At 65.4% G+C, this 23,311-nt stretch carries 26 protein-coding genes; 9 read left to right on the forward strand and 17 right to left on the reverse strand.

Annotated elements, in window-relative coordinates:
• Positions 1 to 414: a GntR family transcriptional regulator gene (locus LuPra_RS16710; RefSeq protein WP_110171792.1), complete on the reverse strand. Its 414-nt coding sequence runs from the start codon at positions 412 to 414 to the stop codon at positions 1 to 3.
• Between the two features lie 281 nt (positions 415 to 695).
• Between LuPra_RS16710 and LuPra_RS16715 the strand changes: the two genes are divergently transcribed.
• Complete coding sequence (locus tag LuPra_RS16715; RefSeq protein WP_110171793.1) at positions 696 to 1,040, forward strand: PadR family transcriptional regulator; 345 nt, start codon at positions 696 to 698, stop codon at positions 1,038 to 1,040.
• A gap of 1 nt (position 1,041) precedes the next feature.
• Entirely contained in the window at positions 1,042 to 3,672 is a 2,631-nt protein-coding gene (locus LuPra_RS16720) for an ABC transporter permease (RefSeq protein WP_110171794.1), read from the forward strand.
• 150 nt (positions 3,673 to 3,822) lie between these two features.
• Here the strand turns inward: LuPra_RS16720 and LuPra_RS31990 are convergent, their stop codons facing one another.
• Both LuPra_RS31990 and LuPra_RS16730 read right to left on the reverse strand, forming a co-directional pair.
• Positions 3,823 to 4,449 carry a hypothetical protein gene (locus LuPra_RS31990; protein WP_234800432.1) on the reverse strand — a complete coding sequence of 209 codons (627 nt, stop codon included), beginning with the start codon at positions 4,447 to 4,449 and terminating at the stop codon, positions 3,823 to 3,825.
• Positions 4,450 to 5,655: 1,206 nt separating this feature from the next.
• Entirely contained in the window at positions 5,656 to 6,303 is a 648-nt protein-coding gene (locus LuPra_RS16730; protein WP_110171796.1) for a PEP-CTERM sorting domain-containing protein, read from the reverse strand.
• Positions 6,304 to 6,506: 203 nt separating this feature from the next.
• Here LuPra_RS16730 and LuPra_RS16735 point away from each other — a divergent pair, with 203 nt between their 5' ends.
• The 4 genes from LuPra_RS16735 (at position 6,507) to LuPra_RS16750 (ending at position 9,378) form a co-directional block, all read left to right on the forward strand.
• Entirely contained in the window at positions 6,507 to 6,731 is a 225-nt protein-coding gene (locus tag LuPra_RS16735; protein ID WP_110171797.1) for a DNA ligase-like domain-containing protein, read from the forward strand.
• 297 nt (positions 6,732 to 7,028) lie between these two features.
• Complete coding sequence (locus tag LuPra_RS16740; protein ID WP_234800433.1) at positions 7,029 to 7,622, forward strand: PEP-CTERM sorting domain-containing protein; 594 nt, start codon at positions 7,029 to 7,031, stop codon at positions 7,620 to 7,622.
• Between the two features lie 361 nt (positions 7,623 to 7,983).
• Positions 7,984 to 8,532, forward strand: coding sequence for an ATP-dependent DNA ligase (locus tag LuPra_RS16745; protein ID WP_110171799.1), 549 nt, complete (start codon positions 7,984 to 7,986; stop codon positions 8,530 to 8,532).
• A gap of 267 nt (positions 8,533 to 8,799) precedes the next feature.
• Positions 8,800 to 9,378 carry a hypothetical protein gene (locus tag LuPra_RS16750; RefSeq protein WP_157899297.1) on the forward strand — a complete coding sequence of 193 codons (579 nt, stop codon included), beginning with the start codon at positions 8,800 to 8,802 and terminating at the stop codon, positions 9,376 to 9,378.
• Between the two features lie 509 nt (positions 9,379 to 9,887).
• Here the strand turns inward: LuPra_RS16750 and LuPra_RS16755 are convergent.
• Together LuPra_RS16755 and LuPra_RS33935 are read right to left on the reverse strand one after the other, a co-directional pair.
• The gene (locus tag LuPra_RS16755) at positions 9,888 to 11,015 is read right to left on the reverse strand and encodes a terminase large subunit (protein ID WP_110171801.1); all 1,128 of its coding nucleotides are present in this window, start codon (positions 11,013 to 11,015) and stop codon (positions 9,888 to 9,890) included.
• A 30-nt stretch (positions 11,016 to 11,045) separates the two neighbouring features.
• On the reverse strand, positions 11,046 to 11,171 hold the full coding sequence (locus tag LuPra_RS33935) for a hypothetical protein (RefSeq protein WP_257724461.1): 126 nt from the start codon (positions 11,169 to 11,171) through the stop codon (positions 11,046 to 11,048).
• 44 nt (positions 11,172 to 11,215) lie between these two features.
• Between LuPra_RS33935 and LuPra_RS16760 the strand changes: the two genes are divergently transcribed.
• Positions 11,216 to 11,650, forward strand: coding sequence for a tyrosine-type recombinase/integrase (locus LuPra_RS16760; protein ID WP_110171802.1), 435 nt, complete (start codon positions 11,216 to 11,218; stop codon positions 11,648 to 11,650).
• A gap of 195 nt (positions 11,651 to 11,845) precedes the next feature.
• Here LuPra_RS16760 and LuPra_RS16765 read toward each other — a convergent pair whose 3' ends face one another.
• Positions 11,846 to 12,493: a PEP-CTERM sorting domain-containing protein gene (locus LuPra_RS16765; protein WP_110171803.1), complete on the reverse strand. Its 648-nt coding sequence runs from the start codon at positions 12,491 to 12,493 to the stop codon at positions 11,846 to 11,848.
• Positions 12,494 to 12,734: 241 nt separating this feature from the next.
• Between LuPra_RS16765 and LuPra_RS16770 the strand changes: the two genes are divergently transcribed.
• Together LuPra_RS16770 and LuPra_RS31995 are read left to right on the forward strand one after the other, a co-directional pair.
• Positions 12,735 to 13,376 (forward strand): ATP-dependent DNA ligase, encoded by a 642-nt coding sequence (locus LuPra_RS16770; protein WP_110171804.1) that lies wholly within the window; start codon positions 12,735 to 12,737, stop codon positions 13,374 to 13,376.
• Between the two features lie 242 nt (positions 13,377 to 13,618).
• Positions 13,619 to 14,053, forward strand: a complete 435-nt coding sequence (locus LuPra_RS31995; protein WP_157899298.1) for a hypothetical protein — start codon at positions 13,619 to 13,621, stop codon at positions 14,051 to 14,053.
• 754 nt (positions 14,054 to 14,807) lie between these two features.
• Here the strand turns inward: LuPra_RS31995 and LuPra_RS16775 are convergent.
• The 11 genes from LuPra_RS16775 to LuPra_RS32000 all read right to left on the reverse strand — a co-directional run bounded on the left by LuPra_RS16775 (position 14,808) and on the right by LuPra_RS32000 (position 23,304).
• Positions 14,808 to 15,125, reverse strand: a complete 318-nt coding sequence (locus LuPra_RS16775) for a PilZ domain-containing protein (protein WP_157899299.1) — start codon at positions 15,123 to 15,125, stop codon at positions 14,808 to 14,810.
• A gap of 91 nt (positions 15,126 to 15,216) precedes the next feature.
• Entirely contained in the window at positions 15,217 to 15,498 is a 282-nt protein-coding gene (locus tag LuPra_RS16780; protein ID WP_162271427.1) for a hypothetical protein, read from the reverse strand.
• A complete protein-coding gene (locus LuPra_RS16785; protein WP_157899300.1) occupies positions 15,498 to 15,677 on the reverse strand; it encodes a hypothetical protein in 180 nt (59 codons plus the stop codon). Before LuPra_RS16785 ends, LuPra_RS16780 begins: the two co-directional genes overlap by 1 nt.
• Positions 15,678 to 16,183: 506 nt before the next feature.
• Positions 16,184 to 17,632 carry a terminase large subunit domain-containing protein gene (locus LuPra_RS16790; protein ID WP_110171808.1) on the reverse strand — a complete coding sequence of 483 codons (1,449 nt, stop codon included), beginning with the start codon at positions 17,630 to 17,632 and terminating at the stop codon, positions 16,184 to 16,186.
• 117 nt (positions 17,633 to 17,749) lie between these two features.
• Positions 17,750 to 18,850, reverse strand: a complete 1,101-nt coding sequence (locus LuPra_RS16795; RefSeq protein ID WP_157899301.1) for a hypothetical protein — start codon at positions 18,848 to 18,850, stop codon at positions 17,750 to 17,752.
• A 185-nt stretch (positions 18,851 to 19,035) separates the two neighbouring features.
• Complete coding sequence (locus tag LuPra_RS16800; RefSeq protein WP_110171810.1) at positions 19,036 to 19,347, reverse strand: hypothetical protein; 312 nt, start codon at positions 19,345 to 19,347, stop codon at positions 19,036 to 19,038.
• Positions 19,348 to 19,572, reverse strand: a complete 225-nt coding sequence (locus tag LuPra_RS16805; RefSeq protein ID WP_110171811.1) for a hypothetical protein — start codon at positions 19,570 to 19,572, stop codon at positions 19,348 to 19,350. It abuts the gene before it with no gap.
• Complete coding sequence (locus tag LuPra_RS16810; protein WP_110171812.1) at positions 19,569 to 19,898, reverse strand: hypothetical protein; 330 nt, start codon at positions 19,896 to 19,898, stop codon at positions 19,569 to 19,571. The genes LuPra_RS16805 and LuPra_RS16810 overlap by 4 nt, the downstream gene beginning before the upstream one ends.
• Positions 19,895 to 20,464, reverse strand: a complete 570-nt coding sequence (locus LuPra_RS16815; protein WP_157899302.1) for a hypothetical protein — start codon at positions 20,462 to 20,464, stop codon at positions 19,895 to 19,897. Before LuPra_RS16815 ends, LuPra_RS16810 begins: the two co-directional genes overlap by 4 nt.
• 120 nt (positions 20,465 to 20,584) lie before the next feature.
• Positions 20,585 to 23,137 (reverse strand): phage/plasmid primase, P4 family, encoded by a 2,553-nt coding sequence (locus LuPra_RS16820; protein WP_110171814.1) that lies wholly within the window; start codon positions 23,135 to 23,137, stop codon positions 20,585 to 20,587.
• Positions 23,134 to 23,304, reverse strand: a complete 171-nt coding sequence (locus LuPra_RS32000; RefSeq protein ID WP_157899303.1) for a hypothetical protein — start codon at positions 23,302 to 23,304, stop codon at positions 23,134 to 23,136. Before LuPra_RS32000 ends, LuPra_RS16820 begins: the two co-directional genes overlap by 4 nt.
• Positions 23,305 to 23,311 lie beyond the last annotated feature (7 nt).

Consider the following 23,311-nt stretch of genomic DNA (forward strand, 5'->3'; position numbering starts at 1 on the left):
CTATTTCTCCACGTCCGCCGGTTCGGCGGTGGTCCCGGGGTCCATGGCCGCCTTGCGTTCGCGGACCATCCGGAGGATGTCGTCCGCGCTGAAGTTCAACTGGTGTGCCTCGGCCAGCAGGGCGTCGATGCGCTGCTCGATGATGCGGCGCCGCTCCAGAAGCGCCAGCTTCGGACGTCCCTCAGACACGAACGTGCCGGAGCCGCGGCGCATGTGCACGACTCCCGAGCTCTCCAATTCGTCGTACGCCTTCACGATCGTGTTTGGCGTCACCTTCAGCTGCAGCGCGAGCGTGCGGATGGGGGGAAGCTCTTCGCCGGGCTGGAGCAGTCCTGATGCCACTAAGTACTTGACCTGGTTGACGATCTGGCGATAGATCGGCACGCCGTCGGTCAGGGTGATGGTGATGTCCATAGGAGAGGGGCTGGCCGTCAACAGTTTAAGTGTATGGGTATACTGATACACTTATCAGCGGCTGTCAAGCTCGCCGTCAGGTGCCGGATTCTGATGAGCAGGTGACGTAGTGGACGGCCTGAGATTCACGCCGTGTCGATGAGGCCTCGGCGGTATCGGGCGGGTCTCTGGGAATCGCTGCTCGCCCGTCTCCTCTTCCCTTGACCGTCTAAGTAAGGCTGTGCTCAACTGACACTCACTCAGACGCTCTAAGTGAGAGGCGCTGGGAAGGAGTCGAATCGATGGCTGTGCGGAAAGGCGATCTGCTGCAGGGCACGCTGGATCTCCTGGTGCTGAAAGTGTTGTGGACCGGACCCAATCACGGCTACGGCATCACGGCGCGGCTGCATCAGCTCTCCGATGATGTTCTGCGCGTGGAGGAGGGTTCGCTCTATCCGGCGCTCTATCGCATGGAAGAACAAGGTCTGATCGAGGCCGAATGGCGCCCCACCAGCAACAACCGCAACGCCAAGTTCTACGCGCTGACGCGGAAGGGCCGTCGCGCGGCGCAGGCCGAGCTCGAAGGCTGGCTGCGGCTGTCGGGCGCCGTCGCGCGCGTGCTGCGCGCGCTCGAGCAGGAGGCGTGACATGGCCCTGCGACCACCGCTCTTCATTCGTCGCGTACTCGCATTGTTCCGACGCCACTCGAGGGATCGCGACATGGAGCGCGAGATGGCGTTCCATGTCGATTCGCTCGCACGCGACTACGCTCGTGACGGGCTCAGCGACGCCGATGCGCAACGCGCCGCCCGGCGACAGTTCGGGAATCTGACGCGGCTCAAGGAACGCGGCCACGACGAGCGGACGATGCGGCTGGTAGAAGATGTCACCCGAGACGTCAGGCACGCCGCTCGCGGGCTCTGGCGCAGTCCGGGCTTTTCGCTCGCCGTGATCCTGACGCTGGCCCTCGGCATCGGCGGCAACACCGCTGTCTTCTCGGTCGTCGATCAGCTTCTGCTGCGGCCCCTGCCGTACCCGGACGGCGACCGACTCGTGACGGTCGAAGAGTCTGTTGGCGCCAACCCGCACGCCGACGTCTCGCCCGCCAACTGGCTCGACTGGCAGCGCGAGAGCCGCACGTTTCGACGATTCGCCGCCTGGCGGCCGTGGTCGTTCACGATGACCGGCACCGGCGAGCCGCGACGCGTGAGCGCCCAACAGGTGTCGGCGGAATTCTTTCCGCTGCTCGGCGTCGCACCGCTCCTCGGCCGTGCGATCTCCGAGGAGGACGACCGCCCGAATGGCCCACGCGTCGCGGTGCTCAGTTACCGCGCCTGGCAGGAGCAGTTGGGTGGCGACGAGCGCGCCATCGGCCGCACGGTCCAGCTCGACGAGCTCCCGTACGAGATCGTCGGCGTGATGCCGGCCGGCTTTCGCTTCGTGCAGCAGGATGTGGACGTGTGGACGGCGTCTCAGCTCGATCGAAACCGCCCGTGGCGGCAGACGACCGACGGACGTTTCATCCAGGTCATCGGACGCCTCGCCGCCGGCACGACGACGGGCGCGGCCCGATCGGAGCTGGAGGGCATCGCGCGGCGTCTCGCGGCGACCCACGCGTTCAACAGGAACACGAGCGTGACGGTGACGCCCCTACGCGAGGTGCTCACGGGCCAGGTGCGGACGTCAGTGCTCGTGCTCTTCGCCGGCGTGGGCGTACTGCTCGCCATCGCCTGCTTCAACGTCGCCAACATGCTCATGGCGCGATCGGCGTCGCGTCAGCGTGAGATCGCGATTCGCGCGTCACTCGGGGCGGGACGCTGGGCGATTGCGCGATCAGTGCTGGTGGAAAGCCTGCTGCTCGCTGGCGCCGGCGGGGTCCTCGGCCTCGGGCTCGCGCGCGCGAGTCTCGACGCACTGCTCGCCGTGGCCCCCGCGAACATGCTCGGCGTCTCCGAACTGTTCATCGATCGACGCGTCTTGATCTACGCCTTCGGGCTGTCGGCCGCGACAGGCGCGATCGCCGGCCTCGCACCGACGATCCTGTTCGCGCGACGATCGATGGCCGACGCGTTGCGGACGCGCGGCTCGAAGGGCGGGCACGCGCCCCGTGTGCGACAGGCGCTCGTCGTCGTGCAAGTCGCCATGACCGTCGTCCTGCTCTGCGGCGCCGGCGTCATCGTTCGCACGCTGATCGCGCTGAATCGCTCACCAATGGGATTCGACCCACACAACGTCCTCACGATGAGTGTGGCCGTCTCGCCGGCGCGCTGTAGCGCCGAGCGATGCCGCGAGTTCTATCGCGAGGCTGTGACGCGCGTGCGCGCGCTGCCTGGAGTCGAGTCGGCAGCGGCGGGGATAAGCCTTCCGATGATCGGCGTTCCCCGCGGTGGCACGCGTTTTCACGAGTTGGGCACGCCAGAACGTCCGGTGGGTGAACGGACGTCGACCGTGGTCCGGATGGTGGCGCCCGGATATTTCCGAACACTTCGCATTCCCGTGCTGCGTGGACGAGAATTCACGGACGCGGACAATGCGAATCCGATGGCGGGATTCGTCGTCAACGAGTCGTTCGCCCGTACCTATTTTGCGGGGCGTGATCCGTTTGCCTCGTCGATCTCTGTCTGGATGATGGCCGACAACCCATACCTGCCGATCATCGGCGTCGTCGGCGACGTGAGCGAAGGGTCTGTGAGAAACGCGCCGAAGCCGACCGTGTTCTACAGCCACGGCCGCATGACGTGGTCGATGATGACGCTGTTCGTCCGCGCGAGCCAGCCCGAGTCGATGGTCAAGCCGGTCACGGCGTTATTGCACGAGCTCGATCCAACGCTGGTGGTCTCGAACGTTCGCACGATCGAGAGCGCGCTGGCCGAGAGTCTGGCGCGCGAACGCATCAGCGCGCTCATCTCGACGAGCTTCGGCGTCGGCGGTCTGCTGCTGGCGGCGCTCGGACTCTACGGTCTGCTCGCCTATCTCGTCGCTGAGCGGACAAAGGACATCGGCATCCGCATCGCTCTTGGCGCGCGGCTGGCACGCATCACAGGTTCGGTCGTCGCGGGCGGCCTTGCGCTCGTCGCCATCGGCGCAGCCATCGGCGTCGCCGGCTCGCTGCTGCTCCTGCGCGCGCTCGGCTCGCTTCTCTTCGGCGTCACGCCATACGACGTTCCGACGTACGCGAGCGTCCTCGTGCTGCTAGGCACCATCGCCGCGATCGCGTCGTACCTGCCCGCGCGTCGTGCCGCGCGCATCGAGCCGCTGACGGCGCTCCGACAGGAATAGAAAGAGGCCCGGACGAAGGTGGGCCGGATGGCGCGCAGCCCATAGCGCGCCAATCTGACCCGGGGTGGACCCTCGGCGGTGACGGTTTAGGTGTAAGGGCGGGCGAGTTCTGCTGGGCCTGGACCGATTAGAATCCGGGACGAAGACGCCTCAGCATCGTCGCGCACGAACGCGACCTGTAGCGGCGACTGCCACCAACAACGAAAGCTGCAGCACCGAAGGTTCCGGGACTGATCTTGTCGAGGTGTCGTGGATTGTAAAGTTCATCCCCCCACCTTCGGGGCCTGCAAACAAGGCGACGTTGTTGAACGGGAACGGAATCGTGTTTCCGGGCGAACCTGAAAATTCGACAATCAGTAGATTGATTGCTGCTGAGCGAAGCTCGTTGAGTGAGTACGGGCCGGACGCCCCCATGTTGGAAACGCGGAACCTGACGTTGTCTATCGGCAATGGTCGCCAATTGCATTCGTTGGCGTCGACTTCCACGTTACCGACGGCGCGAGTCCAGACCAGACTTCCAGCGGTTAAGGCGATGTTGGTGAGAGCCTGATACGTTGCGCCGCCGTTAGGACAAGCCGCCATGGGAATGGAGGAGTCCACCGTCGCCAAGAACGTGAACATCGAGCCGTCCGGGATCGCCCCAGTGGGGATGATCGGCCCGCCTCGGGGGGATGTGACCGTTACGAGGCCCGTTACTTGTACCTCGAACAAAGCGGCCTGAGCAGGAGTGGAGAGCAGTAAAACAGCCAACCCTACAAGGACGGGAGCAAATCGCATGAACATCTCGAGCCATCCATCTTCAGAGGGGGAACCCAACAAGAAACGGCCGGACTTCGCCGCGCTGCGGGCGTGCCGTTGACGACGATCCAAACTACCTCGGTCACACGTCGGTGACAACGACGGCCAAGTATTTGGAGGCCGACCAGCTCCTCGTGGCGACGGCCGTCGACGCCATGAACGCGGCTGGAGCGACGACCGTATTCGGACTGTTGCGCGGCGACAATTAGATCTGCACGACCGGCAAGAGTAGTTGACGCCGCGCAGACTGTATTCGGACTCTCGCCAGAAACACCCGAAGGGCCCCGTCTTGGGCGGTAGCCGTAAGTTGTTTAATTAGAATGGTTTAGATGGTGCCGAGGGGCGGAATTGAACCGCCGACACTACGATTTTCAGGTTCACGCAAGCGGCGTCACTGAGCGAATTCTGGCGTATTTTCCATGCATCGAGTGGGTCCGAGCGCCTTGAAGTGACGTCTGTGGCCGTCGTATTTGCACACGGGTTTGCACATGAACCGGAACCGCGGCTGGTGGCGTCGCCAACGGGAACCGCGAACATGTACAGGCCAGTGCGCGGGAGGTTTAGGCGCGCGGCGTAGCAGTCCGTGGTGAAAGTGGCCTTAGCCGTCCCCCGGCCTTGGGCTGCTGTGCTTCGCTTTTGGCTTGGGGCGGTGGCCTAAAACCGCAAAGGCTAAAAAGCACCCGGTGGCTAGAGCCACCGCGGCCCCGACGCGCAGGAGCGCGGTTCCCTGCATCGTCTCCCATTCAAGGACCGCGCGCGCGCGACCAGGCCCGAGGAGCGTCGCCGTAAGTGCTTGCATACACATCAGGGCGCCCAACGCGCACAGCGTCTTTGGCGCACGCGAGGCCGGGGCATACAGAATCACCACCAGTCCCATAGCAAGGCGAACAACACCGGCTGCATAAAGTCCAACAGGCGTCGCGAAGTAGAGCCGTCGAACCGTCGTCCCGCTATCGGGAGAAATGAGGCCCACTACGCCGACCGTGATGGTGAAGACGGCGACGAGCAACGCGGCAGATCTCACGTTTTCTCCCTCGACGGGGAACCGCGCGGACATGTACAGGCCCGTTCGCGGGCAGTTCCGGCGCGCCGCTTAGCCCGCCCACGGCGCGACAATCCGAGCCGGGGTGGACCCTGTACGAGGGCGCTTCGGCTCGATGTGCGCGTCTTCCGCACGTCCTGTGATCAGCGACGGCGGCGCCGTAGGGCGACCGCGCCAGCGACAAAGAGGAGCAGGGTGGTCGGCTCAGGCACAACATCGACCTCCCTGACGCTGGCGGATGCTTCGGTGAAGACGCCATTGATGTTGGTCAGTCCGACGCGCATGGCTAGCGCGCCGCCGAGGACACCGGCCGCCGACGTCGGGATGGCATAGCCAGGCGTGCCGAACCACCACAGGGCGCCCTCGATCGGTGGCTGGAACGTGCCGAACATCGTGGTCGACGTGACCGTGAAGAACCGGAACTGGACGCCAGCGCCGACCATGCCGATCCCGCAGTTCCCGCCCTGCGTGTTCATCTCGAGCGCGCCGCTGCGGAGGGTGAAGGCATCGTCGCCGATGGTGCTCGTGCCCAAGGGGGCGAACGAGTAGACGCCCCCTGCGCCCCCGGCCTGCGGGTAGCTGCACCCGTTGATCGTGTCCGTGTTCAGGGCCAGGTCGACGCGCCACGGGTCGCCGACCGCGAAGTGCGATCGGAAGTCGCCGCCGCCGATGTTGGGGTTCACGCTCAGCGAGGTCACGGTGCCGAGGAAGGTCCAGTCCACGATGGCCGCGGCAGATGGCGAGGCGGTGCAGACGAGAGCGAGCGCAGTCGCGATGATGAACCGGAACATAGTGAGCAGCTTAGCGCCAACTTCACGCGGGGGCTAGGTCCGGGGCGACATCCGCGCGGTGACTGGCGAACGGTCCACACAAGCTTCGAGCGTTGGAAACCGACGCTAGGGGCCTAGCTCTCCCGGTCGGGTCGTGTGGTACCCGTTGCGCATCCACGGCCGTCAGACGCGGGCAGGTGCGGCCGTCAGGCACACGTCCGCCCATGGTCAACCCGGCATCTCTCCAGGCAATCGCCCCGATCCGCGTGCCAGTGCCGGTACGCGGCCGTGCCTACGTTCACGAATTGAAGTTCGACGGCTTCCGTGGCGTGGTCTGCATCGCCAACGACGAGCCCGTGGTGTACAGCAAGCGCGGGTATCGGTTCACCCGGTTCGCCCAACTCGCGCGCGACGTCGCCGTGTCCCGTCGACGCTGGACGGCGGTCTGACGCGTATCGCCGTCCACGTCGCACCGCAACTCGAATCCGAGCGGATGCGGCCACAACTCGCATCCATGAGGCGTATCGTTCCGCGTCATACCGTCATGGCCAACTGAAAGGTCACGGGGGATGGCTCTGTCCGCTCAGACACGGTTGCACGTTCTATATAGCCGATGGGCTGCACCGTTGAAGTGATGGCCTAAGGGAAGTGCCGCGCTTCCGAACTGGTCGCGCTTTCTTGGGGAGAAGCAGATGAAGATGCTACCAACGTTGCTCGCATTTGCGCTAGTTTCGACCGTGGCCGTTATGCCGGCGCAGGCCGCAGTCATCGCCGTTGGGCCTGGCGCGTTTGGACCGGGGGCGACGCTAACCACGTTCAACGGGCTGGCCGATGGATTGGAGGTCGACGGCCTCGTCGTGAATGGCATCCTGTTCGACTACAGTCTCGGCGCAGGCAGTGTCGTCATCAATGGCGGCCCCGGTGTCACGAACAACATTGCGCCGCAAAACATTGTTTCGATTGGTGCGAATGCCGGCGTTCTGACCCTCACTTTGCCAGGACCGGTCAGCACGTTCGGGTACGGGTTCGCGCTCCTGAACACGATTCCGGTTCCGGCAGCGACAACGATCCGGTTGTTCAGCGGCGCGACTGACGTCGGATCACTCTCGTACGCCGGGGCGCCTGACCCTGTCTTCACCGGTGGGTTCGCCGGTATTCAAAGCACACTGCTCTTTAACCGCGTCGAACTGACCTTCAACGCCGTGGCGGCGCCCGCCTTTGCGCTGGACAACATCCGCACAAGTACGGCGGCGAACGTGCCGGAGCCTGGGACTATGCTGCTGCTGACTGCGAGTCTCGCGGTCCTCGGCGCCCGCGTCTTTCGGCGCAGCTGTTCCTAAATCGCCGTCATGGTGTGAGCCTCCTCGGGCTTCTCTGGTCGCACGCACCCTGCCTGCCGCTCATTCTCAGTGATCTCTGCCGACGGGAAGACGATCACCAATACCGTGTGGAACTTCGGGGCTGGCGGTCCCACGGCCAAGCCGGCAGTCTTCGTCTGGGTGAAGGAGTAGTACAGGCCAACGGCGTCTCACGCGGCCTCGTCGTCCTGCGTCGGCGTCGCCAGGGCCGGCGGGCCGCCTGCTAGTCGGCTTCGGATCTGCCGCACGCTGACGCCGGCCAGCGTGGCCCACAGGTCGAGGCCATCTGAGCACGCCCGTCAGACGGCGGCAGGCGACGGCGTCCGACAGGTGTCTAACGCCCATGGTCAACCCGGCATCCATTCAGCCAATCGCGCCCGTCCGGGTACCCGTCCCGCCTCGTGACCGGTCGTACATCCACGAGGTGAAGTTCGACGGCTTCCGTGGCGTCATCTACATCGGCCAGGGCGAGCCCGCCGTGTACAGCAAGCGCGGGTACCGGTTCGCCCGCTTCGCCCAGCTTGGACGGAACGTCACCGACGCACTCCGCGGTCGTGCAGCGATCCTCGACGGCGAGATCGTCTGTCTCGACGCGAACGGACGGCCAGACTTTGCCGCGCTCATGACACGGCGAGGCACCCCCGTCTATGCCGCGTTCGATCTGCTGGCGCTGGACGGCCAGGATCTTCGGGCCCTCCCGCTGCTCGATCGAGAGCGCCGGCTGCGGCGCCTCATTCGACAGGACGGGCCCGCTCTCCGATACGTGCCACATGTCCGCTGCGATGGCGTGGACTTTTCCGGGCGGCGTGTGCACTCGATCTCGAAGGCATCGTCAGCAAGCCGGCCGGCTCGCCGTACGTCCGCGAGCCGAGCCCGTGGCGGAAGACGCTGAATCCCGCCTACAGCCAGAAGACTGACGCGCGTTTCGAGCTGTTTCGGGAAGTGAAGCACCTAGATACTGCTTGAGCTTGACACGACACGGCACAAGCGATACTCAAGCTTCCGCTCAACGTACGCCCAGCCCCCTCCCCGGGGAGCATCCGAGAGCACCTCGTCACCGACGTGCAGGCTCTGACACGCTTGAGGGCCGTGCCTTGCGCCGACGCACGTATCGCTGGTGATCGTTGCAGGACCACAGCCCTCATAAAGCGGGTGAGTCATGCGACGTTACGTAGAAACCGCAGCAGGTATCGTGCTCATGGCGGCGGGGTTGTTGGCCACTGGACCCCTTCCCGCGCTGGCGCAAGGCGTCCTGAAGCCTGTACAGGCCGTGATCGTGAACGACACTGCGAACCCAGTGCCTGTGAGCGTCGTTGCCGCGCCGTCCCCAACGACAGTGGTCTGCACGGGCAAGCTCGGCGGAAGCGGTCTGGGAGGTCCGATCACCACGGGCATAGCCGCAATCAACAACAGCGGTTTCGTGTGCTCCGGTGGCGCCACGAGCATCGACGTGTCACGCATTATCTACACACCTGATCTCGGCAATTTTGTTTCCGAACACATCATTGCGTTCCGCGCGACCGTCACCCACCGCAACGAAGAAAGTGGATTTGAACCGGGGGACATACTCGCTGTCCTTACCGATGGCGCTCCCGACGCGACGGTTGTACGCCCATTTCGCTTTGATTCCATGGCCAGCGGCAGATTCGTGAACGTGGTCACCGGGAGTTCAGGGATACAGGGTTTTAACGCGGTCATCAGCGGCACAATCCTGCTCATCGGGGCGCCGGCGCAATAGGGGCTCGGAGCCGGCGCGGACGGCGGGCCGGACATCCCGCCTCCAGCCACACGAGCACGCATCACCTGGACCGTCTTGCCGCTGTTAGCGATAACGTTCGAGCGCCGACACGCGCGCGCCCAAGGCCGCGAGGGCGGCCACCTGACGGACGATCACGCACGCGGCCAGCAACACCAGCAACATCGCGACGGCGAACCTCATCGGCGTTTCACCACTCGGCCAAATTGTGAGTTGCCCCGGTTGTGCACCGCCGGGGCCCGGCTCACCCGCCGACGGGGGGCGTCGACAGGGCGAGACGCATCTGGCGTGTCAGTGCGCGGGAGGGCGCCCTGGCTGGTACACGATTCGACGCGTCACACGAGCGAGAGTCACCGCGAACAAGGCCCGAGTCGACACTGCCCTCGAAGGCCTGGCCGGATTGCCCGTAGCGAACTCTCGGCCGTGAGATCGCCATCGCGGTGAAGAGTGGGCACGGCCCCGCGAAGGGACCGGCCCGAAGGTCCTAACAGCTAGACCCAGTCCATTAACGCGTCCACCCGGACGAACGCGCACGTCGGCCCGGCTCGATGCTGCTCGAGCCCGCACGCAACCCCCGCGATTACATTGGCGCAATCGTCGTGGCCGCCGGGTGGGTGGTTGATGGTGTCGCGGCCGATGGCGCTAGTGCGACGTTCCAAGGCCGTAAGCTGGAGCGCCAACCGCTCGTCGCGAAGTAGTCGGACTCGCCCCGACGTCAAGATGGGCAGCAACCCCAAGTACAACTCGGAGCGGTTCTGCTCGGCGATGCGGTAGCGGATACCGCGACGGTCGAAGGGCTGGCGCGCCCACTCGCCGGCAAACCGGTCGCCGAACACCGTCGAGATGCGGTACTCGCGCAGATGCCGCACGAACCGGTCGACCGCCTCCTCGGGACTAAACGGTGGTCGAATCTCTACCAGCAAGTCAATGACATGCGTGCTGACGTCACGCACCCGCTCGGTGTGCGCGATGGCGATTGTCATTGAATCCTGGCCAGAGCCGCCGGCCGGGTCAACGAAGGCGCGATAGGCGTGCCGGCTGTCGTACGGACGGACGGTCACGTCGTCGGTGCACGCCTCGACGATCTCGCGCGAGACGTAGCCCTCGAGGTCGGACCGGAACTCGGCGCCGTATTCGCTGCGGGCCGAGGCCTCGTCCCGGTGCATCGCCATCGTGATCGTCCGTTCGCTCACGGTGGGATTGAAGACCCGCGTGGGAGCGCGCCAGACCTGAACCGGGGCGTCGTCCTTGCCGTAGTAGCGATCGAAAATCCGATACACCTCGCCACGCTTAGCATGGGGTGACGACAATAGAACGAGCATCGCATCGGGGACCGTAGACATCGCGGGCCTCAGCGCCGATAAAATCTCGTGATCCGGGTTCGCGGAATCGTCACTTCCGAGGAAGGCGAGTTCATCGACGCACGCGCCGATGCACGTAAATCCACGCACGGATCTGAACGATCCTGTGTGGACCTCCAGCCGCACCCCCGTCGTGAAAAGAATGCTGTCCTTCGTCTCGCTCGCGATGGTGGCGGCGAGCACCGGAACGGCGCGCAGCAGTCCGCGCACGTAGCGCAGCAACACCCGCGCCTGGCGCCTGTCCGCCGCGATGCACATGAAGACCGGGTCCGTACCGGCCGGGAGGTGTTACTGCTTGAAGACGCAGCGATCGATCGCAATCGCCGCCGTCGCGAACGTCTCTCCTGACCGCCGGCCCATCACGCCGAGCACTCTGGCGTCGGCGCCGTGGGCCAGGCTTGCCGCCCCGTGCACGACTGGTACAGTGCGAGCGAGTCCTCGTACGGGGGCGGTAGCCCGTGCACCGCCGCAACGAAGGTGTGCCAACTGCGGAAGGACTCGCCGCCGAGGTGCGGGCCGAGAAGCTCATCGGCCCCGGCATCACCGACCTGCACTTCCACGACCTGAGGCGCGAGTTCGCGAGCCGACTGCTGGATGGCGGGACGCCGTTGACGGTGATCAGCGCCTACCTCGGCCACGCGTCCACGACGACGACGGCGCGGTACTTGGCGGCCGATTTCGCAGCTCGTGGCGACGGCATTGCCGGTCGTGGAACAGGCATGGTCCGCCGATCGGGTTCGCACATTGGGCCGATTCGGACCCAGCGAGCCATGAAGGTCAAGAGCCGGAAGTGCTTGATTTTAAAGGGGTTGATATGGTGCCGAGGGGCGGAATTGAACCGCCGACACAACGATTTTCAGACTGTCAAATCGGGTATTCCGGAGCGAATTTGACGCGATTTATTGAGCAATTCGCATGATCGAGTGGTACTGAGTAGTCCGAATGTACGGCGTTATTCGGACTGTTATTCGGACTTTTTTTCTAGCGTCCAACGCCTAGCCTGGCCCACAAGCGCGGCAATCCGAGCCGGGGTGGACGCTACACGAGGGCGCTCCGGCTCGAAGTGCGCGTCTCCGCACGTCCTGTGATCAGCGACGGCGGCGCCGTAGGGCGACCGCGCCAGCGACAAAGAGGAGCAGGGTGGTCGGCTCAGGCACGGCGCGCACGGTGGCGGTCGCCTCGGTAAAGATCCCGCCGACGTTGGTCAGCCCGATCCGCATCGCCAAGCTGCCCCCCGTGACACCCGCCGCCGACGTCGGGATGTCATAACCTGGCGTGCCATACCACCACAACGCACCTTCAATGGGCGTCGGGAACTGCGGGTCAAACACCGTCGTGGACGACACGCGGAAGAACCGGAAGACGACACCCGCGCCGATCTTGCCGATCCCGCAATTGCCGTCCTGTGTGTTCATTTCGAGTGGCCCGCCGAGGATCGCGAAACTGTCGTCGCCAATGGTACTGCTGCCAAAGTTCGCGAACGAGTAGACGCCTCCTGCCCCACCCGCCCGCGGATCGCTGCATCCGTTGCGCGTCTCCGTGTTCAGTGACAGGTCAACGCGCCACGGGTCGCCAAGGGCGAAGTGGGATCGAAAGTCACCCGCGCCGGTGCCGAAGTCCGGGCGGACGTCCATCACCGTGACGGTGCCTGTGAATGTCCAGTCAACGATGGCTGCAGCGGATGGCGAAGCGGTGCAGATGAGAGCGAGCGCAGTCGCGATAATGAGTCGGAACATAGTGCGCAGCTTAGCGCCAAATGGGCCGCACGGATCAGCTTAATCGGCACCGTGGCAATTTCACGCGGGGGCTAGGGTCCCGGGCGACATCCGCACGGTGACTGGCGAACGGTCCACACAACTTCGAGCGTTGGAAACCGCCGCTAGGGGCCTAGCGCTCCCGGTCGAGTCGTGTGGTACCCGTTGCGCATCCACGGCCGTCAGACGCGGGCAGGTGCGGCCGTCAGGCACACGTCCGCCCATGGTCAACCCGGCATCTCTCCAGGCAATCGCCCCGATCCGCGTGCCAGTGCCGGTACGCGGCCGTGCCTACGTTCACGAATTGAAGTTCGACGGCTTCCGTGGCGTGGTCTGCATCGGCGACGACGAGCCCGTGGTGTACAGCAAGCGCGGCCACCCGTTCGCCCGCTTCGCGCAGCTCGGGCGCGAAGTCGCCGCCGCTCTCGCCGGCAGGACGGCGATCCTGGATGGTGAAATCGTCTGCCTCGACGCGAATGGACGGCCAGACTTCGCCGCGCTCATGTCACGGCGTGGCACGCCGGTCTATGCGGCGTTCGACTTGATGGCGCTCGACGGCCAGGATCTGCGGGCACTCCCGCTTCTCGAGCGGAAGCGCCGGCTGCGGCGCCTAGTTCGACACGACGGACCCGCGCTGCGGTACGTGCCGCATGTGCGGTGCGATGGCGCGGACTTCTTCCGAGCGGCCTGCGCGCTCGACCTCGAGGGCATCGTCAGCAAGCCGGCCGACTCTCCGTACGTCTGTGCGCCGAGCCCGTGGCGGAAGACGTTGAACCCGACGTACAGCCAGAAGTCTGAAGCGCGCTTCGAGTTGTTCACGCGGCCTCGTCGTCTTGCAGTCGGCGCCTCACCTGCCGCACGCTGACGCCGGCCAGGTCGGCCCACAGCTCGATCCGGTGCTTGTCAGTGGGCAGCAAGGCCCACGTGAATTATCGGCTCCCATACCGACATCTCCGACGAGATGTCATTCGCCAAGACGACAACAGTTCGCCGCGCAGTAAATTGTGCCAACGCCTTTGCACTTCTGTCCCACTTTTGCAGTGGCATTGATTTCGCACTTCAGCCGTATGCCCCCGGTGTGCATCTTCGAGTGCTGGAGATGAAACTATGCAGGCGGTTGCTTGGTTGCTCGGTGTAGCAGCGTTTGTGTTGTCGACTTGGTGTCTTGTCTTTGGCCCTGCAGCCTCAGAATTGTTAAGAATCCTCGCTGCGCTGGTGTCTGCGGGGGGGCTATGCCTTGTTGTGAGCCTTACTCTTCTCGGCGAAGCGGGGAAGCAACACGCCGATCAAGACGACGAGGCGGACGCACGCCGCATTCGCGACTACTTCACGCAGAATCCGCAGCACCTTCTTGAGCTGAAACGGCATGTTCAGCGCCGGAAGGCATACCAAGACGAACGTGGCTATTGGCACGCTGACGACTGGTTTCGCGGGCTTGATCGGTATATCGAGGAGAAACTTACGTCAGAAATCGCCCGCGCAGCCCAACTCTCCGATGTGCGCCCGGAGACCGATAAGACTCTTGGGTGCGGAAAACATTGATTCGGCGAGGTATCTGTCAGTCCTTCGGGCTCAGGTCACCGACACCGGGAGTCAAGGACAGTGCATAGCGCCACTGGCCTGGCCGCATCTCAAGCAGATGCTGGTAGCGGACAACATTACGCCGCGGTGCGCGAAGAATTCAGGCAGGGCACTAACGCCAGCGACGCCGGAGCAGCAGCACACCAGCGACCGCAGTGCCGAGCAACGGGAGAGTAGCGCCTGGGTCTGACACCGCAACGGCCTTCTGTGATCCTTTTTCGTCACCCGATGCCCCGCACGAGGGGCCTCGCCGGTCGGGACCACAGCCGCGGTCTGCCCCTTGCCCACCAGTTCGATTTGCGGCTACGGCTCGCGCAGACATAGGAGCCAGACTTACGACGTCTGTAGCTCGACCTGCGGCGACGAATCCGGTGAAGTTCTCGGCCTTGACCTGGGCGGCTATGGCGGGGGCAGTACTCGCCAGCAAGGCAATGCAGGCAGCCGCAAGTGTCCACTGGACATCATTCTTCACAGTCTGTCCCCCCGCTTGCCTGAGTCTGCCTTCGCAGCTGCAAGCCTTAGGCCAATCCGCACATCGATCCTTGCCGGGTCCAGGCAAGCCGGAGATTGGCCCACACGGCCAGAATGTGCCTTTCGTGGGCGACAATTAACAGGCGGATGCCCACTTTCAAGGTGACATGAGCACGTCGCCAGTCCCCGCACACAATCGCTAGACGGCGCGCGCGGTGAACGCTGATTGGCGTTGGCGTCGCGGTCACCGGCGACGTTGCGACACTCTACGGGCCGCCGCAGCCAGCTCACTGGCGACGCGCTCGTCCACCTCAAACGCCACGGCGAATCCGAGTGGAGGATTGACGTAGGCCACGTGTCCGGCGGCTTCGATGGGACTACCGCCTGGCACTCGCAGCGTGAGCGTCACGCGCTCGCCCGTGACCGGCGTGGCAATGTCCTCAATGAAGCAGCCGCTGAGACTGAAGTCCGCGACGCGCACGTGGCGGTGCCCCGAGGTTCCGCTCCAGGTCACTTCGAATGGACCGATAGCGCGGTGCTTGCCGCGACGTTCGGCGGTCATCGGCGCGATTCTGCGCGTCGAACACTTCTCGTCTCTCGTCGGCGGGTCAGACAGTGCCGGCGCCTCGCCCACCTGCCCGCCGGCGGCTCTTTTAGACGTCATGGTCGTCGACCGTGGCGTCCAGCGGGGTGTACAGCCCGTCAACGCAGCGGTAGCCGCGGGTGCTGGACGCTGCGGCCATCAGTCGGGCCTCGTCTTCGAAGCGGGGGCCGGCCTCCACGACAGACTCGAAGGTGACCCGAATCACCCTCTGGGTGGCATTATCCGAGAGCCGGATCAGGGCGAGACGCGAATTGCCGGACAGACGTTGCCGCTGGTAGAGGACGACGTAGTCTCCGGGGCCAGGCGCAAGGGGAGATGTCGCGTCGCTCATCATCGGCCGCCGTCGGTCTTCGAGGGAAAGGGTTGTCGCCTTGGGCCGCGCGACGGCAGGTCGTCTTGCAGCGAGAGGCTTTCATGCGCGGCCTTGGTGCGAACGGCCTCCACAGTGCGTCCCAGCGTGCCGGCGATCGCGGTTAGCGGTTCCTTGCGCTGCGCCAGTCGGCGCAGCAACGCAAGTTCGTCGGCGGTCCATCTACGGCTCTTGCTGTCCGACATCGCATTCGCAACTCTTCACAAGCCCGCACGCCAGTGGGCCAGGGAGGCTCTGGCGGCATGATCGGCAGGTCCGCCCAAATCATGAGAGCGACGCCTTGACGCGGGAGTTTGTGAGCAGCCCGGCTCGAATGCACTGGACGGGCACAGCGGTCGGGACACGCGGGGGCATGTCCCGACCTAACAGCAGGCCGCGCGGGAGGTACCAACACGGGCTGTCACATCACTGACAGGGCACGCTTAGATGTACCCCGCATACCTAATCGGCTTCATGAAGCGGCACGTGAATGGCGCAGGTCGTCTGCTCGACGCGGATTGACTTGCACCACCAAAACGAGGTTCACCGCGGCCGGGTGTCGTAGGTCCCGCCGGAGGATTCCGGGCATGCCTTCGGCCGTGCAGAGGCACCGCGGTGAAGAAACGGGCTCAGACCCGCAAGGGCCAGGCCCGGAGTTCCTGAAGGGTCATACCCAGTCCATCAGTGCGTCCACCCGAACGAACGCACAGACCGGGCCGCCACGGTGCTGCTCGAGCCCGCACACGACGCCCGCAACGACATTGGCCAAGTCATCATGCCCACCGGGCGGGTGGTTGATGGTGTCGCGGCCGACCGCACTGGTGCGGCGTTCCAAGGCCGTGAGCTGGAGCGCCAACCGCTCGTCGCGGAGCAAGCGCACCCGTCCAGAGGTCAGGACCGGCAGCAATCCCAGGTACAACTCGGAGCGGTTCTGCTCGGCGATGCGGTAACGAATCCCGCGCCGATCAAACGGCTGGCGCGCCCACTCGCCGGCAAACCGGTCGCCGAACACCGTCGTGATGCGGTACTCGCGCAGATGCCGCACGAATCGGTCGACCGCCTCCTCGGGACTAAACGGAGGTCGAATCTCTACCAGCAAGTCAGTGACATGCGTACTCACGTCACGCACCCGCTCGGTGTGGGCGATCGCCAGTGTCATCGAGTCCTGGCCAGAGCCGCCGGCCGGGTCAACGAAGGCGCGATAGGCGTGCCGGCTGTCGTACGGACGGACGGTCACGTCATAGGTGCACGCCTCGACGATCTCACGCGAGACGTAGCCCTCGAGGTCGGAGCGGAACTCGCCGAGGTATTCGCTGCGGGCCGACGCCTCGTCCCGGTGCATCGCCATCGAGATCGTGCGTTCACTCACGGTGGGGTTCATTAAGCGCGTGGGGCTGCGCCACACAAGGCACGGGGCGTCCGCCTTGCCGTAGTACTTATCGAACAGCCGGTAGACCTCCCCGCGCTTCGCGTACGGGCTCGACAAAAGGACGAGCATCGCATCGGGGACTGTGGCCATCGCGGGCCTGAGCGCCGATAGAATCTCGTGATCCGGGTTCGCAGAATCGTCCGATCTGAAAAAGGCCAGTTCATCGACGCACGCGCCTACGCAGGTGAAGCCGCGGATGGATCGGAAATTGTTGGCGTGCACCTCCAGCCGGACGCCCGACGAGAACGTTATGGACTCCTTGGTCTCGCTGACGATGGTCGCCGCGAGCACTGGGACGGCGCGCAGTAGTCCGCGCACATACCGCAACAGCACCCTTGCCTGGCGACGGTCAGCCGCGATGCACATGAAGACCGGGTCCGTACCGGCGGGGAGGTGGTACTGCTTGAAGACGCAGCGATCGATCGCAATCGCCGCCGTCGCGAACGTCTTCCCTGACCGGCGGCCCATCACGCCGAGCACCTCGGGGGCCGCTGCGGTGGGCCAGGTCTGCCGCCCCGTGCACGCTTGAAACACCTCGAGCGAGTCCGCGTACGGGGTCGGCAGGCCGTGCACCGCCGCAACGAAGGTGTGCCAACTGCGGAAGGACTCGCCGCCGAGGTGCGGACCGAGGAGTTCCTCAGCCCGCATCACGTCCAGCGCCGTCACGGTGGTGGATGCGTTGACCACGCTAGGCCACCACCGACGTCTTCTGCGACCGCGACAGCCGCCGCACAATCGCGTCTTCGACCGCTTCTGCGATTGCTTTCTGCACCATCGTCGGACCGCTGCGTCGCTTCGCCATGACTAGGTCTTCGCCTTCTTCAGGACTGGCGCCCAGGCCTTCGACGTCGCCGTGCGGAGACGCGCGCGCTGATCCGCATCCCGCTGTGCGCTCTCCAGCCCGAACACACCCGACGGCGCGAAGCCGTGCTTCATGGCGTTCTGCAACAAGACGGTCGCTTTCGCAACCTGCGCATGCATGACATCGATCAGCGCCCGTTCGGCGGCATGCGCTTGACGGATGGACGCCGGCACGCGCGCGGTTCGGATGTCGTCGACCCGCTGGCGCAATGCGGACGGCAACACATCCGCCGGCAGCGGCGTCGGCAGCGACCCGTCGAGTACGAGGTCGAGCAAGAAATCAGCCCGACGCTTCAATGCTCCCGACGTGCCCGATTCCGCGTACCGCAGGAGCAGCGCGACCGACGTGTCGCGGGGAATCTCGGTGGCCGCCGTCTGCTCGTCAATCGAGGAACGGATCGCCGTCATGTCCTGACGCAGCGCACGCAGTTCGACAAGCTGACGGCCTACGAGCTGGTCCGTCGAGTGCAGTAATGACTTCGGATCCAGCGCGCGCTGCTCGTCGGCGGTGAGAGCCGGTACCGCGTTGATGGCGTAGGCGTCCGGTACGCTGCGGCTGGTCTGTACGGCGCGCGCGTGGGCCTCGGCGATGGCCGTATGCGCTTCCTGCAGCGAGCCCACGACAGCCTCGGCAACCGCACGCTGCTGGTCCTGCCAGGCGCGGTCGATACGCCGTGCGACCTCGCCGTCGACCTCGTCGACCGACATCGCCTTGTTGCGGGGCAGTGTCCGCATGTACTCCGCGCGCGCCGCCGCGATCCGCTGCTGGCGCGTGACCGGGTCCTGGCCGGTGAACGCGAGTGGCAGCGATTCGAGCACGTCGACCAGGGCATCGAAGCGCGGGCCGAGCGGGGCGATAGTCTTCGCCATGGTCACGGCCGACGTGTCGCCGAAGACGCGTACGGCGTACTCGGTGTCGACGTCCTCGGCCGGCGTAGCCGCCTTCAACAGGTCGCTCGACGACAGCGTGGACGGGACTGGCGCGGCGGGCGTAGGAACTGCGGCGACGACGGGAATCGTATCAACGGCCTGCATTAGGCTCATGGGTCAGGGCTCCTGCGAATGGTTCAAGTGTTGGTGTGTCTCGTACGACACCGCGTGGTGTCGCTGCCGATGGCGTTGGCCACAACTCCTCAAGTAGTTCGCCGTGCTCGTCATGCACGAGGAGCGGCCACGTCGGAGGTGGGGCAGGTGTCTCGCGGTCGGGGCGTTCGTGCTTCGTCACCGGCCTACCGTCGGGTCGTGGTGGACTTCAAAGCTTCGGGCGGGATGTTGCCCTTGCCGTACTGGAGGGCGGCCCGCTCGGCCGGCGTGAACGCGCCGTAGCTACGGACCGCAGGTCCAGGCGCGATGAGGGAATCCACGTCGACGTCGAGCGTGGCCGCGAGGGCCTCGGCGGCACGGCGGGATGGGCCGCGACGCTGACAGAGGGCGTAGGTCCACACGGTGGTCTCGTCGAGACCGGCGTGGTACGCAATGAGGGCGAGTGCGCGCCCGTCCTTGAGAGCGGCGTCAGCGAGGCCGCGAAGGTGGGTAGCCATTTAATCGATCTCCTGTCGGGTGGGTGGGCGCTGGTGACGCGGCGCGACGAACGTCGGGAAGGCAGCTAGGAGCGCACGAGCGAGGCGATCGCGCTGTGCCAGTAGGCAGGGCACCATCACTTCGCACACAAGCGCGGAGAACGGCTCGGAGGGCGCGGGCGTGCGCGCGTAGCGCTCGGCTTCCTCGAGCACGTCGGTCAGGGCAGTCTCGGGTTTGGCGATCACGACGTCGGTCCTTCTGTGGGCGGGACGCGCAACACCGTGCCATCGACCTGCGTGATGGCGTCGTATTGCGACAACGTGACGATCGTGTTGGCACCGTCGTGGACCAGCGCCAGTCCCGCATCCGTCAGCGGGACGCGCACCAGCCCGACGTCGTGACAGCCGCGCCGACGCGTGATGCGCACCCACGGGTCGAGCGCGTTGGCCATGCCGTCGATCGCCGCCTGATGGTCGTCACCGGACAGCGGGCCAGCCGCCGGCAGTCCGGCTATGGTGTTGGCGATGGCGTACAAGTCGGTGTCGGTGACGATGCGGCTGGACGCGTTCATCGTGTCGGCTCCTGTTTGCGGGCAGTGATGCTCGCGATCACGGAGTCGATGGTGTCGACCGACTTGGGCACGCGGCTCAGACCGATCTGGCCGGCCACGCGGTGGCGGCGATCGATGACCTGAAGCCACAGGGTCGCGGCTGCACGGCATCGGCCTTTCGACGACAGCAATCCGCCTTCGAGGTGCTGCTCGAGGCCGGCAGCGTACAGACCGAGGCGGACCCAATCGCGAATCAGTCCGGCCTTGGTGACGCTCACCTGGGCCTCACCACCAAGGTCGGCGACGATGGCCGCAGCCTGCTCCTGAATCAGCCCGGCGACTGCCTGCTGGCCCGGGAGTAGCCCCGCCTGCATGGCGCGGGACCGTCCACCATGGGTTTGCCGGGCTGTGTTGCCCTCGCCGAACCTCTGGCCCACGCCGTTCCCTGGCTGAAAGCGGCCATGGCGATCACGTCCAGCCGTCGGGCTTTCCTCGTTCGGCCGTACCAATTCCATCGCCGGTTCGGACTGCGGTTCGGACTGCGCCGCCATAATCGGCGATATCTCGTTAATTTCGGCCTGATTCATACGGCACCACTAAGACGGCTGGTCTTGTCGGCCACCAATCGCGGGTAACGACGATCGCGGTCGTACGAACCTGACGTGATTGCCATGGGGTTGAGTGCGTGGGGCTCAACAAAGGCGTCTTCACGCAACCTCCTCTGACTCAATGACGGATAGTGACGCGTCATCCCGAAGAGAGCTGTATAGCGGTTTGGTACGTGAGACCTTTTCAAAAACAGGGCCCGATGCGTCATCCGTCATGATCGAGACGGGACCGGCGGCCAGACGCAGGCCCGTGAAGCCCCGCCGGATGGAGGTCCGGGACGGGGTCGCATGCTTCTGAATTTCCGCGCCGAACCGCTTGGCACCCCACCGATCGCGGCCGCGGATGCCTTCGCTGTCGCACCACGCCTCGAACGCGCCGTACAGGGCGGCACTGGTTTCGTACGCCGCTGCGTCCTTGACGGTGCGCGCGTTGAGGAACTGGCCGAGGATGTCCGAGTCGTCCCGCCACTGCGCTGTGGTCCGCTGGACGATGCGCGGCTCAGGCAGGCCCTGCCGCTGGAAGTACGCGACGCAGCCGGACACCAGCCACGCCAGGATGCCCGGGGCCTGCGCCTTGAGCCCGTCCTTGTACGACGCATTGACCGGGAAGCTGTGCGGGAATGGCACGGTGCGGACGCGTCGCCAGAAGCCCTTCGAGGTGTCGTTGACGTTGGGCAATTCGTTGCACGCGAAGAGCAACTTGAACTGCGGGTAGAACTCCATGAAATTCTGATGCAGCAGCCGGCACTTGATCGGCTCGTCGCCGGTCAGGTTCTTGAGGCGGACCGCATCCATCTGTCGTGAGTTCGAGAACTCCGAGACGGCGACGACCCGCTTCCCGCGAAGGACGGCAAGATCCTCGCCCCGCTTGTCCGCATCGCCGACAAACGAATCCGCGTTGGCGGTGGCCCCGTACTCGCCGAGGACGTACAGCAGGAGGTCGAGCAAGGTGCTCTTGCCGTTGGCGCCGCCACCCACACACAGCAACCACACCTGCTCGGTGGTCAGCCCGGTCAGGCACAGTCCGAGGAACAGCCATAGGAACTCGAGCAGCTCGAGACTCTCCTCGACGGTGAGTTTGCCAGGGCATTCGGCGAAGGTCGTGTTAAGGAACGTTTCGAACCGATCCATTGGCGCATCGGGATCGAACGGGATGCGCGTGGACAGCGTGATCATGTCGGCGGGCTGGCCGGGCCGGAGCGCACCGGTCCGCAGATCTACGACGCCCGACGGCGTGCACAGGACGAGCGGGTTGGTGTCCCACTCGGATCCGGACGTGGCGATCGCGGCGCGCGATTTGATCAACGACAACACCGCCTGCAAACCGCGGTTGGACTCGCACCGCCACAGGAACTTCAACCGGTTCGCGCGTGCATCCTTGTCGTCGATATCGAGCGCGTCATGCTGTAGGTGACGGACGTACGCGGCCAGAGCCCGGTCGGTGCGGTGATCGACGTCCTTGACCCACCGGTGGCCGGTGAAGCTGTAGAACGTCTTCGCCTGGATGTCGTACTTGATCTGCCCGTCGTGCGCGGCGGCGAACTGCTCGGCGAGACGCAGCTCGGTATTCCGGGCGGCGTCGGTGGTCGGCTCGGCGTCGGTCGCAGTCGGCTCACCCGTTCGCTCCAGCCGCACCGGCACCGGCTGCGACGCGGGTGTGCCGTACCCTTGCGCCCAGAGCGCCTTGGCGGCGGCCTTGTGGTCGCCGCCATGCTCGTAGGCCGCGTACACGCCGAACTTGTCGTACGAGCTGCGGCCGGAATCGAGCAGGCTGGAACTGGTGAACACCTTCATCACGTCCGAGCCGCCATAGCCGGTCGTAGCCGACAGGCCGGCCGTGGTCTTGCCGGGCCGCAGCCATGCCGTCACGCCATCGCGGCGCGTGTAGAGCGCCTGCCAGCCGTACCGGTCAAGGACGTCGTGCCACGACTGTCTAGCGTTGTAGTCATCGCCGGGGCGCACGTCCTGTCCTGCGGCGCGCGTTGCGCCACGCGGCGCGGCTGACGTCGGCACCTTGGCGGGCATCTCGTCGTACGACCGGAGATAGTCCAGAAGTGCGCGCCGTTCGGCCGGAGTGATCTCCACGATGGTCGCAAAGCCACCGGACAGGCGTACGTAGGGCTTCCCTGAGGGATGCACGCTGCTGAGGGTGGGCGCCACGACGGCATAGCCGCCTGTGCCGCGTGTCTCGATCAGCGTCGTCACCTCGTGGGCGGTGGCGGGACGGTGCGCAATCTTCTGGCTGCCCGTCACATCGGTGCAGCGATACAGCCAGCGACGGCCGCCCCGAGGGGTCCGATCGCAATAGCCGTTCTCGATCCGCGTCACGACGTCGTGGATCCGAGCGGCGTCCGCATGCTCTTTGGCTTGCAGGTACGTGGCTTCGTCGTCGAAGTCCATCGCCTCGACGCCAGGGAGCGCCGCGACGCGCGGATCCGGGTCGTCGGGTTTGGGTCCCGTGACAATGCCGAGGGACGCGGCGCCGGGGTAGTAGCTGCGCACAGCCTGCGCGTTCGGCCGGGCGCGCTGGTACGCGGCCCACGCTTCAACGGGACGCTTCTCGTGGTTGCACGGCAGCGGCGAGAGTCCGGCCCTCCATGCCTCGCGCGCTTCATGGTGGACGAGATCGAGTTCAGCAGGGGAGGGATTCACGAGGCGGCCTGCTCCGGTCGTCGAGCGAGATCATCAAGCACATCGCCGAGGGCGAGTTGCGCACGTACAGCGGCCAGTTCGAGCACGCGGGCCCGATGCCCTACTTCGCGGGGACATGCGGCACCGACGAGGCGATACCGGCCGGCGAGACTGGCGAGGAGATCCACGGCCCGG

Source organism: Luteitalea pratensis (assembly GCF_001618865.1).
Classification (GTDB): Bacteria; Acidobacteriota; Vicinamibacteria; order Vicinamibacterales; family Vicinamibacteraceae; genus Luteitalea; species Luteitalea pratensis.